The 17285-nt window shown below is 44.9% G+C and carries 18 protein-coding genes; 6 read left to right on the plus strand and 12 right to left on the minus strand.

Going from position 1 to position 17285, the window contains the following annotated elements; all coding sequences use genetic code 11:
- Window positions 1-44: 44 nt before the first annotated feature.
- Window positions 45-1610, minus strand: a complete 1566-nt coding sequence (locus BM099_RS16250) for a sensor domain-containing diguanylate cyclase (RefSeq protein ID WP_090729438.1) — start codon at window positions 1608-1610, stop codon at window positions 45-47.
- A gap of 282 nt (window positions 1611-1892) precedes the next feature.
- Window positions 1893-2123, minus strand: coding sequence for a DUF2798 domain-containing protein (locus tag BM099_RS16255; RefSeq protein WP_090729440.1), 231 nt, complete (start codon window positions 2121-2123; stop codon window positions 1893-1895).
- Window positions 2124-2387: 264 nt separating this feature from the next.
- Here BM099_RS16255 and BM099_RS16260 point away from each other — a divergent pair, with 264 nt between their 5' ends.
- The 4 genes from BM099_RS16260 to BM099_RS16275 all read left to right on the plus strand — a co-directional run bounded on the left by BM099_RS16260 (window position 2388) and on the right by BM099_RS16275 (window position 5937).
- Window positions 2388-3101 carry a tellurite resistance TerB family protein gene (locus tag BM099_RS16260; protein ID WP_090729442.1) on the plus strand — a complete coding sequence of 238 codons (714 nt, stop codon included), beginning with the start codon at window positions 2388-2390 and terminating at the stop codon, window positions 3099-3101.
- A gap of 219 nt (window positions 3102-3320) precedes the next feature.
- Window positions 3321-3608, plus strand: coding sequence for a hypothetical protein (locus tag BM099_RS16265; RefSeq protein WP_090729443.1), 288 nt, complete (start codon window positions 3321-3323; stop codon window positions 3606-3608).
- Between the two features lie 226 nt (window positions 3609-3834).
- Window positions 3835-5046 carry an NO-inducible flavohemoprotein gene (gene hmpA, locus BM099_RS16270; protein ID WP_090729444.1) on the plus strand — a complete coding sequence of 404 codons (1212 nt, stop codon included), beginning with the start codon at window positions 3835-3837 and terminating at the stop codon, window positions 5044-5046.
- A 180-nt stretch (window positions 5047-5226) separates the two neighbouring features.
- Entirely contained in the window at window positions 5227-5937 is a 711-nt protein-coding gene (locus BM099_RS16275; protein ID WP_090729446.1) for a DUF445 family protein, read from the plus strand.
- 86 nt (window positions 5938-6023) lie between these two features.
- On the opposite strand, the gene BM099_RS16280 is transcribed toward BM099_RS16275, so the two are convergent.
- From BM099_RS16280 to moaA, 9 genes are all read right to left on the minus strand, one after another.
- The gene (locus tag BM099_RS16280; protein ID WP_090729449.1) at window positions 6024-6572 is read right to left on the minus strand and encodes a DinB family protein; all 549 of its coding nucleotides are present in this window, start codon (window positions 6570-6572) and stop codon (window positions 6024-6026) included.
- A gap of 120 nt (window positions 6573-6692) precedes the next feature.
- Window positions 6693-7487 carry a DUF1338 domain-containing protein gene (locus BM099_RS16285; RefSeq protein WP_090729451.1) on the minus strand — a complete coding sequence of 265 codons (795 nt, stop codon included), beginning with the start codon at window positions 7485-7487 and terminating at the stop codon, window positions 6693-6695.
- 258 nt (window positions 7488-7745) lie between these two features.
- Window positions 7746-8237: a hypothetical protein gene (locus tag BM099_RS16290; RefSeq protein ID WP_090729453.1), complete on the minus strand. Its 492-nt coding sequence runs from the start codon at window positions 8235-8237 to the stop codon at window positions 7746-7748.
- Window positions 8238-8573: 336 nt separating this feature from the next.
- Complete coding sequence (locus BM099_RS16295; protein ID WP_090729455.1) at window positions 8574-9506, minus strand: LysR substrate-binding domain-containing protein; 933 nt, start codon at window positions 9504-9506, stop codon at window positions 8574-8576.
- 11 nt (window positions 9507-9517) lie between these two features.
- Window positions 9518-9988, minus strand: a complete 471-nt coding sequence (locus tag BM099_RS16300) for a CBS domain-containing protein (RefSeq protein ID WP_090729457.1) — start codon at window positions 9986-9988, stop codon at window positions 9518-9520.
- Window positions 9989-10016: 28 nt separating this feature from the next.
- Entirely contained in the window at window positions 10017-11246 is a 1230-nt protein-coding gene (locus BM099_RS16305) for a molybdopterin molybdotransferase MoeA (RefSeq protein WP_090729459.1), read from the minus strand.
- On the minus strand, window positions 11243-11791 hold the full coding sequence (gene moaB, locus BM099_RS16310) for a molybdenum cofactor biosynthesis protein B (RefSeq protein ID WP_090729460.1): 549 nt from the start codon (window positions 11789-11791) through the stop codon (window positions 11243-11245). The genes BM099_RS16305 and moaB overlap by 4 nt, the downstream gene beginning before the upstream one ends.
- A 70-nt stretch (window positions 11792-11861) precedes the next feature.
- Window positions 11862-12554: a Crp/Fnr family transcriptional regulator gene (locus BM099_RS16315; RefSeq protein ID WP_090729462.1), complete on the minus strand. Its 693-nt coding sequence runs from the start codon at window positions 12552-12554 to the stop codon at window positions 11862-11864.
- A gap of 8 nt (window positions 12555-12562) precedes the next feature.
- Window positions 12563-13567 carry a GTP 3',8-cyclase MoaA gene (gene moaA / locus BM099_RS16320; protein WP_090729463.1) on the minus strand — a complete coding sequence of 335 codons (1005 nt, stop codon included), beginning with the start codon at window positions 13565-13567 and terminating at the stop codon, window positions 12563-12565.
- A 429-nt stretch (window positions 13568-13996) separates the two neighbouring features.
- Between moaA and BM099_RS16325 the strand changes: the two genes are divergently transcribed.
- Together BM099_RS16325 and BM099_RS16330 are read left to right on the plus strand one after the other, a co-directional pair.
- Window positions 13997-14434, plus strand: a complete 438-nt coding sequence (locus BM099_RS16325; protein WP_090729466.1) for a universal stress protein — start codon at window positions 13997-13999, stop codon at window positions 14432-14434.
- Window positions 14435-14442: 8 nt separating this feature from the next.
- Window positions 14443-15993: an alanine/glycine:cation symporter family protein gene (locus BM099_RS16330; protein WP_232348994.1), complete on the plus strand. Its 1551-nt coding sequence runs from the start codon at window positions 14443-14445 to the stop codon at window positions 15991-15993.
- A gap of 127 nt (window positions 15994-16120) precedes the next feature.
- On the opposite strand, the gene BM099_RS16335 is transcribed toward BM099_RS16330, so the two are convergent.
- Window positions 16121-17263 carry a cytochrome P450 gene (locus BM099_RS16335; protein WP_090729467.1) on the minus strand — a complete coding sequence of 381 codons (1143 nt, stop codon included), beginning with the start codon at window positions 17261-17263 and terminating at the stop codon, window positions 16121-16123.
- Between the last annotated feature and the right edge of the window lie 22 nt (window positions 17264-17285).

Raw genomic sequence — 17285 nt, forward strand, 5'->3', positions numbered from 1 at the left:
GCGTTGGTCTTGAATTGAGAATTGTTGCTCTGACCCCAATTACTCTAACCCATGAGGGCGTTGAGCTCGTGTTTATGTATATACATTCGTTTATCACTTACACCCACTAATGTTTCGAGATCGCGCCCATCTTTCGGATAGGAGGAAACACCGAAGCTACCTGTAATATCCAGAGACTGGCCTGCAATATCAAAGGGCTGATCAAAAATAGAAAGCAATTTATCTGGAATGTTGTAGTCCCATGCAGATAACTTGTTGACCTCTGGGAGCAGGATGACAAACTCGTCGCCATGAATGCGAGCTACAGTGTCTTCAGCCCTTAACGCCTGCTTTAATCTCAGTGCTATTTGAATGAGCAGTTCATTACCTGCATCATGCCCCCATGTATCATTAACCACTTTAAATTTATTTAAATCCAGATAGCAGATTGCGACAATACTACCGGAGCGCTCTGCCATTCGAATAGCTTGTTCCGCCCGGTCCATTAACAGGTTGGTATTAGGCAACCCCGTTAGTAGATCAAAGTTTGCCTGACTGTAAAGTTTGTCTCTTTCATATTTAGCCAAAATATCTCTGCTGTGGGCTTTTGATAGTCTGCTGGTTAAATAATAGAAAAACAGAACACCTGCCAATGTAATGCCCAGAATCTGTAACCAGTTGAAAGCCTTCCAACTAATGTCTTTTTCCAGCGTTAGTCTGAAAGGTTGGGACTCATTCTCCACCTGCACTGTTTTTGTGTATGTATACAGTGGGTAGGCAGATGCATCAGTCTTGATCGGTTCGACCAACACCTCTGCTACATCTTCAGTATTTACCCTAGAAAAAGAGAGAGTGGAACGGTAGCCACTTTGCTCCATTAACCAGTTGGGAAGCAAATCCTTCCCTCTTATTGCCAACATAGCAAAATTTAAAAACGGCATCTTTGCATCATCAAGCTGGACATTTGGCATAGCCACGGCTGGCCGATATATAACGTACCCTTTGCCCCCTTCAAGAAGCTCAAACGGCCTTGAGGCAAGAGGTCTTAGGGCTTTTAAAGACCCAACCAGGGTGTCAATTAAAATACTTGATGAGCTCGCAAGATCTAATCCAAGTACCTCCATTACCTCTGGAGACTCAGGCTCGATAAAACGAATGGGATAGTAAAATTGTTTTTCCGCAACAGTCGTTACCTGTCGGGTGCCAGTATAATCAAATCCATGTATTCTGAAGTCAGGATAACCTTTTATTCGCATTAAACGTTCAAAAGAGTCTCGAGCAGAATATGGCACTTTACTGGCAATTTCAAACATATACAGATCAGGGTATAGCCTTCGAATACCTTGAGCATACGCACGAATCTGATCATCTTGGATATCATGAGAGATGGCGATAAAGTTAGCAAACCCTTCTAATGCCACCTCAAAAGAATTTACTTTGGTTTCTATTTGATAAACAGCGGTATCTACCTCGTCCTCGAATGACTGTGCTAACCCGTTAAACTCAATCAAAAAAGCGAGCAGGACCGCGGCAATTGGACTTACAAAATAGAGAAGCTTGATGTGTAGTGGAATTGAAGGTAATTCTGTACAACGTCCCATTTCAAATCCCTTTAGGTCAAACATTTCCATCAAAGCGTGTACTTTGTTACAAACAGAAGGTATTCAGTACCCATGGAAGCAGTTCAGTATCCATAGAACAACTCATCCCTATTGAAATAACTCTCGCTTACCTTTATGCCTGAACCTTTCAGGCTAACAGGAGAATTTTGTCTGATATTATAGACACCTAGCTAACGAAATATAAACAAAATCATTTCAAATAGGAAAAATAAATGTCGATGATTAACCCCGTGCAAATTAAAACGAACGTTTAGTTTTTGCTGCTTTGTTTAATCTGTCTTCTGCTGTGTTTTATTCACTGTCATCAACTACTAAATTTACCAACTTTCTTACCGCTGGAGATACAATAATTACCATTGGAAAGGCCACAGAAAATGCAAAAGACCAGGCTTTGAGCCAAATTAATATAATGCCATCGACTAAACCAACATTGAAAATGCTAATTAAAAGCGACATTAAGCATGACATCAGCAAAGCCATAAAAAATGCGAAAACATATGACGTATATTTCTTGGGTATCACTTCTATTTCCTATAAATTAATCCCTAGTGCAGAATCATATCTCGTTAGTTATAAAGTTCAATAACGAAGCACTTTATTTCCGTATTCGAGGGCAAAGGGCAGCTCATCATGCAACCTTTCCGGGCCCATCTCAAAATAGAGTTTTTGTAGAGTAAAGTTCACCTGTCCCATCCGCCCTGCGCTGTGTGAAACTTTTCCTGTCTTTGGAATTTATCCGGATAAGCAATGTCGAATTTTTATCTTAATCAAATATCGGGATATTTTATGGACACTCGAAGCCTGCTGGATCAACTGCTAAAATCCGGGACTGATTTTTTACAAAACAAAAATACCGATAGCACTGCCTCAACTCAAGGAGATACATCTCAACAAAGCACCTCCTTAGGCAGCCTGCTCTCCGATAATAAAGGTGGATTGCTGGCTGGAGGCGTACTGGGCCTGTTACTCGGCAGTAAAACGGGGCGAAAAGTAGGTGGCAAAGTGCTCACTTACGGCAGTCTTGCGGCATTAGGTACCGTTGCTTACAAAGCCTATAACAACTGGCAAGCGCAGCAAAACCATTCCTCAACTGCAGCCGCTGCGGCTCCCGCCGCTACCCCGTTAAGTGCCCTGCCCGCACAAGAAGCAGAAAAACATAGCCGTGCTGTATTATGCGCCATGATAGGCGCAGCAAAAGCAGATGGGCATATTGATGAAAACGAGCGACGTTTAATTGACCAGGGAATTGCTAGTCTGACAAACGACTCGGAGTTACAACGCTGGTTTGATCAGGAACTACATAAGCCCTTGAATCCAGTGGAAATAGCTCGTCACGCAAGCAGCCCGGAAATGGCCGCAGAGATGTACCTGGCCAGCTTATTGATCGTTGATGAAGACAGTTTTATGGAAAAAGCTTATCTGGATGAGCTAGCACGCCAACTGAAATTTGATCCTTCATTAAAGGCGGAGTTGGAAGCACAAGCAAAACAAGCGGCTTAGGCGTAACCCGGCCACCAACAGGCTTTCTCAACTCAACTTGTCGTTTCTATTGACAGCATAGAGACGACAAGTGCATTCCCCTCTATTTATTGAATAGCGTTTAGCACGACTGATTTTTAATACTTAAACATTATATAAAAAGGTTTTCTTATTTCAGTTTCGTTTCAGTAACGGGTTTTATAGTACACCCATCAACTTAAACAACTGGAGTAACACACCATGAAAACTTTAATTAACGCGGCCCTGATCACCTCTGCACTTTTCGCTTCACAGGCTTTTGCCGGTGGATTAAATGATTTTTCTGCACAATCGGTAGAACATAACTTAGCGTCAGGAGTGACTACACCAGCCCAAGGTTTCACAGCAGCTATTAGTCCACTGTCTGTCTTAGGTGCATCAACTGAAGCACACTTTGCAAACACGACTCACATAACATCTATTGCCAATAGCACAGTCGCTAGCTTTGGCCTGGAAGCACCAGCAAATTCAACTGAAGTACTGTTATAAGTGCGATCGACACAAGAATGGGAGACCCGGTCTCCCATAGTTTTAAATTTTTATGCTATTAAAGTGCTTCCGCTAAGATATTTCAAATAACAGATAAACGCCTTCAAATTCAAACCTTCCTGGAAATATTCGAACACACAGGCAGTCTTAAAAAATGTATTATATTGACATTTTAATATCTTTCTATTTTAATGCATCAAAAATACATCTATAAGTGAGACTTTCTATGCTGGCATCAAATATCGAGATCATTAAACAAACCGTACCTGTCATTCAAGAACGCGGAGAAGAGATCACACAACATTTCTACCATCTGCTCTTTGAAGAAAACCCTGAACTCAAAGATGTATTCAATATGGCAAGCCAAAGCAACGGCCGCCAGCCAGCCTCCCTTGCTAACGCTATTTTAGGTTATGCCGCCAATATCGATCGTTTAGCAGCACTTGGGGATGCGGTCAACAACATTGCGACTAAGCATTTCAGTTTAGATATTCAACCAGAACAATATCCTATTGTTGGCAGAAACCTGTTAAAAGCCATTCGCGAAGTACTAGGAGCCGAGGTCGCTAGCGACGATGTGATCAATGCATGGGCAGAAGCGTACGGTCAACTGGCAAACATTCTCATTGGTGCAGAAAAAGCACTCTATGAGAATATGAAAAATACTGCTGGTGGCTGGTCAGGCTTTAAACCTTTCCGTGTCGTTAATAAGGTTCAACAAAGCAGCGAAATCACTTCTTTCTACTTAAAGCCTGTAGATGGCCAGCCTTTACCAAGCTATAAGCCGGGCCAATATCTCAGCTTAAAAATCAATGATGCGAGCCTGGCCAATACAGAACTGCGCCAATATAGCTTATCGGATTCACATAACAGCGACAGCTATCGGATATCTGTTAAACGTGAACCCGCACCACAACATGACATACCTGCAGGAGTCGCTTCTAATTTCCTTCATGATAACGTCAAGGTAGACGATACAATTTTAGTGCATGCACCGGCGGGCAATTTTTATTTAGACGATTCAGATAAACCCGTTGTTCTCATCAGTGGCGGTGTCGGCGTCACACCAATGCTTAGCATGCTGAATGACTTAGTTCGTCAGCACTCACCACGCAAAATCACCTGGTTTCATGGCACTCGTAATCGCCAGACACACGCCTTTCGTGAGCATATCAATGCTCTCGATAACGACTTAGCTAACCTGACAAAAGTGGTTTTTTATGATGACGTAGCAGGTGCTACACAAGATACTGATTATAACCATGAAGGTTATATGACGGCGCAGCTCATAAAAGAAAATTGCCCACTGGATGCCGAGTTTTACTTCTGCGGACCGCTGCCTTTTATGCAAGCAATACACACGCTTCTACGCCAGTTAGGCGTAGCCGATGAGCAGCTGCATTATGAGATTTTCGGCCCAAGTGAAGCGCTAAATTAATTTACGCATAGCCTTGAAAGGCCCGATATGATCACCATAAAGGGCCTAAATAAACACGGCGTAAATAACTGAGGTATGTCCTATTGAAACAGCAAAACCTGATTAAATATTCTCTTCAATAAGCTAATAATGAACTAAAATCCTCTTCCCACATCCTGACACTGAAATCAGCTTCATATTATGAATAAGAGTCTCATCACCAACCTTATTGCCATTGTTCTCGTCATCGCCGGTTTCCTCTCGCCAGTCTATGCAGACGTATTATTATCCATCGGTTTATTTGCACTCTCTGGTGCAATCACAAATTGGCTGGCGATTCATATGCTCTTTGAGAGAGTGCCACTCCTGTATGGATCAGGTGTTATTCCAAATCAATTCGAAGATTTTAAAAGCGGCATTAAAAACATCATCATGTTGCAATTCTTCACCACGGATAACATTAAACGCTTCATTCAATCGGAAGAAGAGTCTGCCAAAAAGACCTTAGACCTCACGCCCGTTTTAGATGCTGTCGATTACGACAATATCTTTCAAAAGCTGATCGATGCCATTAATGCCTCTTCTCTTGGCGCCATGCTTAAAATGGTGGGCGGTGCAGAAGCTCTTGAACCATTACGCCAGCCCGTGTCAGAGAAAATGCGAGCTGCATTACAAGAAATAGCCCAAAGCGAACGCTTTCAGGCCGCTATTCACAAAAGTCTCAGTACAGAAAAATTGAGCGCTGATATTAGTGTCCATATTGAGAAAATAGTCGACGCCCGCCTTAACGAATTAACACCGGACATGGTGAAGAATATTATTCAACACATGATCAAAAAACATCTTGGCTGGCTGGTCGTATGGGGAGGAGTATTTGGCGGACTAATTGGCCTAATAGCGAGTTATATATAATGTGAAGAGCGAAGGTAAAGAGTTTATTTCTATTGAGATTAGCCCATTGTCACAGTGATTTATACACTATGATTTTTCGATAACCATTATTTGCCTGAGACAGCATCGGGTATATCAATCAAAAAATCTGTCACACCTATATCGAGTCCTTTCCGATAAAGTAAAGCACTAAGCTGACCACGATGATGTGTCTGATGATTAAAAAAATGTGATAACAACTCGGCAAAATTCCGGCTACTCACCACACCTTTACTGTTGGTATAGGTAAGGTCACGATCAAGATCTTCTTGCAAAACCTCATTCGACAACCACTCCTGAATTATTCCATCCAGATCCTTTCGGACGATCCAGCACGCATCTAAAGTATCATATAACTGCTCATCTAAGGCCGATGGTTTAGGGTATACATTTAGGCCTGTTAAAGATTGGTAACGTAGCGAATGCTTTGCAAACCGTGACAGCCAGAGTAAATCTGCGACGAGCAAATGATTCAGCGACCCTAGAATAGACTTAAAAAACGCACCCAGATCTTCTTCAAGTTCTGCTGCAGTTAAACCGGTTGAAGCCCGATAGACCTGCACATTCAGGCGCTGATTATAGGTCGCCATAAGTTGAAAATGATGACAACAATTCATTGGGTTATCCTGCCCCTCGGTTTAGCTTAAACGGTTATATCTATCTCCTTAAACGCATATCTCTGCTCTCAACATAGCATAAGAAAAACGAAGCCGACCCTCAAGAAAGGGAGAAGGATACTAACCATTAGTTGACTCAAAAATTTTGTCAGCATTTGCTTCAATAAAACCCTGATAGACAACACCCTGAGCATCCGCATGGCGCTTAGCAAATTCGTAGAAGCAGGTGGGGATTTCATGCTGATCACCAGCAGAAAACTCAAAAATCTGGCGATCCGCCATGGTTGAAGCTTGCTCTAAGAGAGACTCAGGTGTGCCTTTAATTTCGCCGCCCACCGTATTCACTTTATATCCGGCAGCCTTGACCCGATCCAATACTTCATGAATAGCATCGGTAGTGGTAAGGTGGTTAATACTGACCGTAAAGTGATTAACCCGTACACCTATAGCCAGCAACCAGGCGCCATATTCACTTTCAGCCATTAGCGTACTGTAATCGTCCCAGCTAGGCATAGCCCAGTGCCGACCAGACCAAAACACAGATTGATGCAGCGATTGCTCTGTTATTTCGGCCGTGTATTTTCCGATAATTTTCTGCGCCGAATCACTAAGCTGATCCACCAGCAATTCAGAACAGAAGATTTTAGGCAGCAGCGGATTCGAATGGATATAGCTGTGAGCACGTAATTTCTTGGCATTGAACTCGTAGCTATCTTGGCGCTCATATCCCATCGCTAAAATCAGAGGCTCAAGCAGATCGAGCCGTAGCGGCGTATTGGCAAACGTACGAAAAGCCACATGATCATTAATCACTTCACCATCAGTGACAACAAACAGATCATGAATTTTCTGAGCCTGCGGAGCGATACTGACATAGTCGGTCCACAATTCATTAAAAAAGGCTTCAGCTTGCATAGTGCGCTCCAAAATCAGGATTATTTTTTCGTAAGTTTGACCTTGAAAGGGCCGCAGAGCAAACAATAAAACTTACCACCAAGAACAAGTTTTTTAAGCAAAAGAATTAAGCTTTCATTACCACTGTAACAACAAGTAGCAGAGACACTTCTATGACCGCAGGAACACTGCAGCGCAATCTCAAGGATACAAGTGCAAGCTATCAGCAACGCAAAGACCGATTGCGTTGTGATAACAGATGGAGCTTACTTGAGCTCGTCAGACAACTGTACTTTCATCTTTCTCCGTTTCTATCAACTTCAACATTGCGATTTTAACCTGATCCTGACTCGGAAAGTCGTGATACTCAACCGCCCCGTCGGCACCTTCCTTATAGATTTTTTTAAGTTCCCCGGCTCTCATTGAGCGTATACCTTTTGGGCCGACTTTTGCTGAACTCAGAAAATCCAAGGGAATAATGACACCGCCAAGCTCAGTTGGTAATTGCAATTTACCAACCCCTATCTGACGCACAATGAGTGATCCGCCATCCATCAGTGCTTCTAAAAAGGCCATTCGATAACGCTCAAAGTCATTCTCATTGCCGTTTACCGGTCCTTGTTCACCGCAACGGTTTACTTCACCACTGTCAGAAACATAAAAGCGTTCCTGTTGGCTTCCAAAACTAATAATGATGACTTTATCGCCATCAAGTGACATCAAGGCACCGTCTAGATATGCGGTACTTTTTTGAAAATTTTCTGTATTCACAAAAACTCCAGGCATAGTGGGTGTGTTAATTAGGTGACTAGTCTGTACTCGTCATGATAAGCATATCGGCTTAAGGCGTTGCTTCTTTAAGGAAGGCTGAAAAGATCTGAAGACCTGGCTGGGCTTATTAACAGCTGAACTTTTTACCAGATAAACCTTGTACCAGCTAAACTTGGCCGTTCATCAGGTGGCTTTAAAAGTAACTAAAGCAATGTCTGCTTCAAGGAGTTGTAGAAAATATGAGTGGCAACATGCTGTAATGAACATTAAGGAAGCAGCATGCTGAAATGAACATTAAGGAAGCAGCATGCTGAAACGCAGCTGGGGGTCAAAAGCTCAAAAACCGGCAAAGCGCTCATCGCCTTTGAGTGTATTGAATAACCATTTTTTGAACGCTAACGTCAGCGTATCCTGCTGACGCTCTTCTCCTACCACCAGCCAATAACCTGGCAATAGTGCCGGATTAAGCACACTCACGGGCGTTTTCCATAATGGCATTATCAATCGTCCTTGATGACAAGCCTGAAGTGCTAATGCATCAGAAATCAGCGCAACACCCAATCCTTTTTCTGTTGCTTCCACTTGGCTCGCCTGACTATCCAGTACGAGCGCTTGCTGATCTAAGAGCAGATCCAGGTTTAATGTATTGGAAAGTTGCTGCCACAATGAAACTGATAGCTGAGTACACAAAAGACGATGATGTTTAAGATCTTGGGACGTGTTTAAGGTTTTTATATCGTTCAATAACGATGGTGCACACACTAAGCGTTTATCATCTTTGAGCAACAACTGTTTAGCACTGCTCGGCCATTGTCCCCAGCCCCACTGGATAGCACAATCCAGACGCTGGTCTGAAAAATCAGGAAAACCCACGGCTGTAGTGATCTTTATATCGATTTCAGGATGTAACTGTTCAAATTGATCCAGTACAGGTAGTAAACGATGCACAGCAAACCAGGGTGATGCATTAATACGGAATTGACGCCGTTGCTGGCACGCCTGCGCTTCACGAATGCCCTGTTCTAAGAGTTGCAAACTACGCTCAGTATATTCATACAAGCGCTCACCAGCAGGCGTAAGCCCAACACCTGCAGGAAAACGCTGAAACAAAGTGATGCTCAGTGCCTCTTCCAAAGAACGTATCTGCAAGCTCACTGCCTGCGAAGTAACGCACAACTCATCTGCCGCTTTCTTAAAGCTTTTAAGCCGCGCTACCACACGAAAGATATTAAGGCTTTTTAATGGTAAACGTCCCAAAAGAGTCGCCAATGTATCCCCTGCTATACCCGATTCAGTATATCAAGAGTAGATAATACACCATTGAGTTCATTATCTGAGGTAACAAAAACACGATGGATCTTATTTTTACACATCAACGCTGCCACTTTTGTTAATGGCGTAGATGCATCAACAGAAACAACCTGCGGCGTCATAATTTCGCTGACCTGATGCTGCGTATGTACATCCCCGCCCACCAAACCTAACTGCTCAGGTGAAGCGCCGTCCATATTATTGTAGTAATACTGCGTAGATGGGTTTTCATTTATCGAGTGGGCACTGCTATCAAATTTTAAGATATCGCTAAGACTGACAACACCGACTAAATTACCGCTCTCGCCCATCACTGGCGCACCGTTAATTTTATGCTGATCAAAAAATTCAATTAATTGTTTTAATGACCAGTACTGTGGCACGGTCAGTACGGAAGGAGACATCACTTCACCCGCCGTTAACATCGTTAAAGTGCTCATTGTTATCCCTATTTATGAAAAAATTCAGCTACACCGCTCCTAGCTCTGCGAACGGAATAAAGTCTAAAAGATCACCTTTTGTTACCGGGGTCTGCTCCGGCACCACTAACAACCCATCAGCCATAACCGCTGAACTCAAAACTCCTGAACTTTGGCTATGGGCCGGTGCTGCAAATAATTTACCATCTTCGTTGGTAACGGTGACGCGTAAAAATTCTTTTCTGGAAATGGCTTTAGTACGATCAAAACCGGCATGTACCTGATATTGACGCGGCTGCAGATTGCGAGCACCTTGCATTTTTAACAGATACGGACGCGCCAGCATCAAAAAGGTTACCAACACAGCCGAGGGGTTACCTGGCAAGCCAATAAACGGCGTACCTTTCACTTCGCCAAACGCAAGCGGTTTGCCCGGTTTGATCGCCAACCGCCACAAGCTCAATGAGCCCAATGCCTCGACTGCCGATTTGACATGGTCTTCTTCGCCGACTGATACGCCACCGCTGCTGAGAATAAGATCGGCTTTACCTGCCGCTTTTGCCAGCGCCTGTTGCGTCGCTTCAGGGGTATCTTTGACAATGCCGGGTGTCCAGACATCACAACCCAGTCGTGACAGTAATCCCGATAGCGTAAAAAAATTAGAGTTGTAAATTTTTCCCTGAGGACACGGCATACCTAGCATCACCAGCTCATCACCGGTATTTAACACCGCCACACGTAAGCGACGATAAACCGAAACATCTGCGACGCCCACTGAAGCCAGTACACCCAGATGCTGAGGAGCCAGTACCGTACCTTGCATGATCACCTGATCACCAATGCTGATGTCCTGCCCCGCCCGGCGAATGTGATCACCTTTGCATGGCTTCCCGACAAAGCGCACCCCTTCACCTTCCAGTCGGGCTTCTTCCTGCATGATCACAGTATCAGCACCCTCAGGAATTTCTGATCCTGTAAATAAACGTACCGCTGTGCCCTGCGTAAAAGCAGTCGCTTGATGACCCGCGGCCACCCGTTGTGATATCTGAAAAACTTTCCCTTCGGCCAGGTCCTTATAACTAACCGCATAGCCATCCATTGCGCTGTTATCCGCCGGAGGTACAGCCAGTGTCGACAGCACATTTCTGGCAAGCACTCTGCCAAGCGCATCCTGCAACTCAACCACTTCAGTTTCCTGTACGCTGCTGGCCGCATTTACCAATTGCGCTAAACCGCTTTCGAAAGGCTGTAATTTTCCTGAATCACAAGAGCAACTCATGAGCGCTCCCCGCAGGCTGTTTGTGCATGCGGCAACACCATCTCAACGAAGTTACACGGGCGATGACGAGCATCCAACTGTTCTTCAATAATCCGCGTCCAGGCTGTTTTACACGCTTTGGGAGATCCCGGCATACAAAAAATCACTTTACGGTTGGCAATACCAGCCACCGCACGCGACTGAATCGTTGAAGTACCGATCTCTTCATAAGACAAAGTGCGAAACAGCTCACCGTATCCTTCAACGTGTTTATCAAATAATGGTGTGAGCGCTTCGGGGGTACTATCGCGGGTGGTAAAACCGGTGCCGCCGGTCACTAAGATAATTTGCGTGGTGTCACAGGCAATCCAGTTGGATACGGCGGCGCGCAGCTGATAAATATCATCTTTAACAATTTTACGTTCGATACAGCAATGGCCAGTTGCCGTTAACAAAGATTCTAAGGTATCGCCTGAGGTATCTGTTTCAGGGGTTCTGGTATCAGATACAGTTAATACTGCAATATTGAGAGGCCGGAAAACCACCCCTTCTTTAGCATGTCCCATCTGTTTTCTCCACTGTATGACGGCTGCCAGCCACTCGCTCACTATGCTCTACCTATAACGCATAGTGGCTTTAATCGAGTGCTTTTAGCCGTTCGAAACTTTTAATGGTTACATCTCTGCCGCCCACTGTCACGACTTCTTCTTTAATTAGTTCTCGTAAAATGCGCGACAGGGTTTCTGGCTGCATCGCTAACCTAGCGGCTATCAGCTGTTTGGCGACAGGGAGATGAACAACCTGATTATTAACAGGGTTTTCTCCTGCAAGACCAATGAGATAACGACATGCTCTGTGGCGTGCATTTTTTAATGTCAGCGTTTCTATTTCATTCAGGCGGGTGTGCAAACGCCGTGACAAAGTGCCGAGAATTTTAAAACAGCTTTGCGGCGATGATTCTAAAATTTGCAGGTATAAACTGCTGTTAAAGCTAACAACCGTCGATTTTTCCAGAGACTCAGCGTTCACCGGATAACAACTGAGCTCCTCCATAAACATGATCGCTTCAGCCATAGAGTGTCCTTCCTCGACCACTTCTATAACCTTCTCCTGACCATCCTTCGAGAACCTGAATAATTTAACGCTGCCAGATACCACGATATAAAAACGATCTGCTTTTTCGCCTTGTGAAAAAAGCTTCTCATGCGCCCCTAGATCAATGGGGCGCGCACGCTCAAACAACTGCGCTAATGCATCATCATTTAATGATGAGAACAATGGATGCACTCGCACCCGGTCCAGCACGTTGACTCGTATTATCGGATTCATTGTTAATGCTAGCCTCCCGTCATATTCATAAACCGCACAACCTGCGGTTGGTCATCCTGATAAAAAGTATGTTCTTTGGGTTTGTATTGCATCGCATCAATAATGGTTTGCTTCAAACGCTCGGTATCCCCCGGATAGCGACGTACTACCGCACGCAGATCGACGGCATTCTCGCGTCCCAGGCAAAGCAATAACTGCCCCTCTACGGTTAAACGAATGCGATTACAGCTATCACAAAAATTATGACTGTGTGGCGAGATAAATCCTACGCGGGTATCACTATCCTGCATACGATAATACCGCGAAGGACCGCCGGTTTTCTCGGCAGAGGCTTGTAAAACATGCTGTTTCTGTATGCGCTCAAGCACTTCATCGCTGGAGCAAAAAGCTTCCTGACGATCATGAGAGCTGACCACACCCAAAGGCATCTCTTCAATAAAGCTGATATCGATGTTCAGATCACGGGCGAACTCGACCAGATCGACCACCTCATCATCATTACGACCTTTCAGGACAACGGCGTTCAGCTTGATTCGCTCAAACCCAGCCGCTGCAGCCGCACGAATACCGCCCAGAACCTGATCTAGCTTTTCACGACGGGTTAACGCGGCAAAACGTAATGGCTTTAAAGAATCCAGACTGATATTGAGTCGTTTAATACCCGCTTTTTGTAAAGCATCTGCATAACGCACCAACTGAGAGCCGTTAGTTGTCATAGTTACTTCATCTAACCCGGGTAAAGCCGCAAGCTTTTCCACCAGAGAAACAATGTCATGACGTACCAGTGGCTCACCACCCGTAAGGCGGATTTTTTTCACACCTAACTCACTAAACGCCTGGCCGATTGACGCCAGTTCTTCCAACGATAAGACTTGATCGCGGGGAAGAAATTTCACATCTTCTGACATGCAATAAACACAGCGAAAATCACAACGGTCGGTAACAGACATCCGCAGATACTCAATACGCCGTCCGAAGCCATCCATTAATTCTGTGGTAGTCGTACTGCTCATATTTGTCCTGCCAGTGATAGCGCGAATGACTGCACTTGCTTTGATGACACAAGCACTTTTCGATTTGTTTTATTATGCAGCGGCGTGCAACCCTGAAATATACCTAACAGGTGGTAACTCAGCGGATTAAAAGAGATACAAGAAGAATGGAAACGACAATATCCGGTTCCGGCCTCAACCACGGTTACCGGGCAACACTATAAACTGCGAACTCAACTTCCCGCTGCTTTTTTCCTCCTGAAGAAAAAAAAGCTTCGCGTAATAACGAATACTTTTCAATTCAATACACAACCGAAGATCATCCATTATTTCAACAAAGCTACCAAAAGTTGTAATTGGGGGACTCGTACACCATTTTTATCCAACCGGCTATTGACTTAACATCCAAATACATACCAAATAACTACACAATAAAAAAGGAGTAAAAACATGACAACAAAATTAATTGTCGGTTTAGATGGTGCGGAGCCAGGAGAACGGGCTCTCGATCATGCTAAACACTTATCAAAACTCATTGGTGATTGCACAATCGAACTCGTGTATATCATTGAGTGGTCTCCATACAGTTTCCAAACCCCCGAAGAAAACGCTATGCGCCATAAGCGCAACGAGCAAGAAACAAAAACTGCAACAGAACGTGTGATATCCCCCGCATTGGCTACATTAAAAGCTGAAGGCTTCAAAGCAAACGGACGTGTATTACATGGCGATGCTGCAGAGCTACTAAACAAAGTAGCCACCAAAGAGAAAGCTCAGCAAATTATTGTAGCTCGATCGAAGGAAAGTGGCTTTGCAGCAAAACTGTTTGGTAGTGTCACTGCAAAACTTGTAATGAGTGCCGGTGTTCCCGTTACCGTCGTAAACTGAGGTTTATTATGCAAAATAAACAAATGGTAAGTTGCGCGATAATATCTATTATTTCGTTTTTTCATAGTTCCGCCGCGTTTGCCGAAGGAAGTATAGATGAAACGGTAAATGAAATATTTGCATCAGCAACAGGTTGGTTCGTCAATCTGATTTTTGCACCACTACCCGGCACCAGCTTTCCATGGATCGTTCTATGGTTGGTGACAGGCGCCACCGTTTTTACAATCTACTTCGGATTTATTCAATTCCGTGCGATCCGACATTCTATTGACCTGGTTAAGGGTGATTATTCTGACCCTGACGATGCGGGTGAAGTATCCCACTTCCAGGCACTGGCTACTGCGCTATCCGGTACCGTCGGTTTAGGTAACATTGCAGGTGTTGCCGTAGCTGTCAGCATTGGTGGCCCGGGGGCTACTTTCTGGATGGTTCTGGCCGGCTTAATGGGCATGGCGTCTAAATTTACCGAATGTACACTGGGTGTGAAGTACCGCAATGAATATGCTGATGGAACAGTATCCGGCGGCCCTATGTATTACATCTCGAAAGGCTTCAAGGAGCGCGGTGTCCCTGGCGGAAGATTCCTTGCAGGCTTATTTGCAGTATTTTGTATCCTTGGTGCGCTCGGCGGCGGCAATATGTTCCAGGCGAATCAGGCGCATGCTCAGATCAGTAGTATTGTGGGTGATTATCCGGGCTGGATCACCGGTATTATTTTTGCGCTTGTCGTGTTTGCAGTGATTGTCGGTGGTATTAAATCCATCGCGAGTGTCACTGAAAAAATAGTGCCAATAATGGGTGTTTTGTATGTATCAGCAGCATTAATCATTATTCTGATGAATGCTGATAAAGTTGGCTGGGCTTTTGAGCAAATTTTCCTCGGTGCTTTCACTGGATTAGGTGTTGCCGGAGGGTTTGTTGGGGCACTGATTCAAGGCTTTAAACGCGCCGCATTTTCCAATGAGGCTGGCGTGGGTTCCGCCGCTATTGCCCATTCGGCCGTACGTACCAAAGAGCCGATTACAGAGGGATTAGTTTCTCTGCTTGAGCCATTTATTGATACGGTTGTGATCTGTACTATGACGGCTCTGGTCATCATTATTACAGGCCAGTTAACCTCAGATCCAGCTACCGGATTGTATCTCGTTGGAGAGAGTGGTCGCATTATCACAGCAGATGGTTCATCCGGCGTTGCGTTGACATCGGCAGCATTCTCATCAGCCATCAGCTGGTTCCCTTATGTGCTTGCTGTCGCTGTTGTAATGTTCGCCTTCTCAACCATGATTAGCTGGTCTTACTATGGTTTAAAAGCCTGGACTTACCTGTTTGGTGAGGGTAAAACGACAGAATTAGTATTTAAACTAATGTTCTGTGTTTTCGTGGTGATTGGTGCAGCAGCCAATCTTGGCCCTGTCATCGACTTCTCTGATGCTGCCATTTTTGCCATGGCAGTTGCCAATATCATCGGACTTTACTTCTTAATGCCAATCGTTAAGAAAGAATTGAATTCATACATGTCACGCTTGAAATCAGGTGAAATCAAAAAATTCAACGACTAGTCAGTAAAATGCAAAATGCCACCTTCGTACGAAGGTGGCATTTTTTACAAATCTTTGCGCTAACTCATTATTAACTATTTATTCATAGCGTAAACGTTAGCCATATCTTCCTGTTCGAACAGCCTGTCTAGGTTAATACGATCGGCAGCTTATGAAACCCACCCACCGGAGCCACTTCCCGCTCTGCTTGTTGATCAGGTGCTAATTCAACAGCCTGCACCCCAACTATCAGTGCCTGCAACGCGATACGCAACTCTAAAGTGGCCAGCAGTCGACCCGGGCAGACGTGTTTTCCTATCCCGTAGACAAGGTTTTTTGCCGCATTTTCTTTAGCGTCGAATTTATTTTTTTCGAAAACGGCCTCATCACGATTAGCTGAAGTCCAGTTAAGTTTAACCATTGCGCCGCTCGGAATATCCTGATCGCCGATTCGCACGGGACAGGTAGTGATGCGCCGATTAGAAACGAAAGGATCATCGAGGCGTAACACTTCATCGATGAAAGCGTCTACTTCGCAGTCTCCGGACTCTCGAAGTTGCTCTATCAACCGCGGATTTTCGGCAATATGTGCTAATATAACGCCGATACACAGAGCGATAGAATTCAAGTCCCCGCCTGTCCAATTACGCAGGATGGACACCAATTCAGCATCGGTTAGCAGCCGGCCGTATATCTCTTCTTTGCATAACCGCGTAGTCACGTCATCTGGTGCGTTGCCTGCTAGCGCTCGTCGAGGCTGAACAACCGAGCGAATAATTTCGTCAAACTGTTCTGCAACATTGGCCATCCGGGCACGGTCTCCGGAGCGCGTAGCTGAATGGTTCCGGGCCATCCACGCCAGGAGCCGAGGCTCTAACTCAGCAGGCCACCCCAACCATTCACACTGAGCTCGCACGGCGAATACAGCGCCGATGTCACTCACAGCATCCAGCACCTTGCCTCTGGGCAATTGTGCTACCAGATCAGTCGCAATGCGCGTAAAGACGGGAATGAACGGTTCCAATGCGTCAGGGCTCAAATGCCGTTCGATAATTTCTCGGTAATGTGTGTGCTCGTCACCATCCAATCCGTTAGGCACCTGGAGATAGTGAGAAACATTACTGGAAAACCGTTCATGGTCCAGAGCGGCAGCAACCACATCGGCATGCCTGAGCAACACCCATTCGCCCGATTCGTTCTTTACTACCGGATGTTGAGGACGCAATTCATCGGTGTAAGCACGCAAGTCACGGCCTACGGCGGATAGATCTTCTGGCATGTGGTCGGTCATATTGGCTCCTTTACCATCAAAG

The sequence above is a fragment of the Neptunomonas qingdaonensis genome, assembly GCF_900113275.1.
Lineage (GTDB): Bacteria > Pseudomonadota > Gammaproteobacteria > Pseudomonadales > Balneatricaceae > Neptunomonas > Neptunomonas qingdaonensis.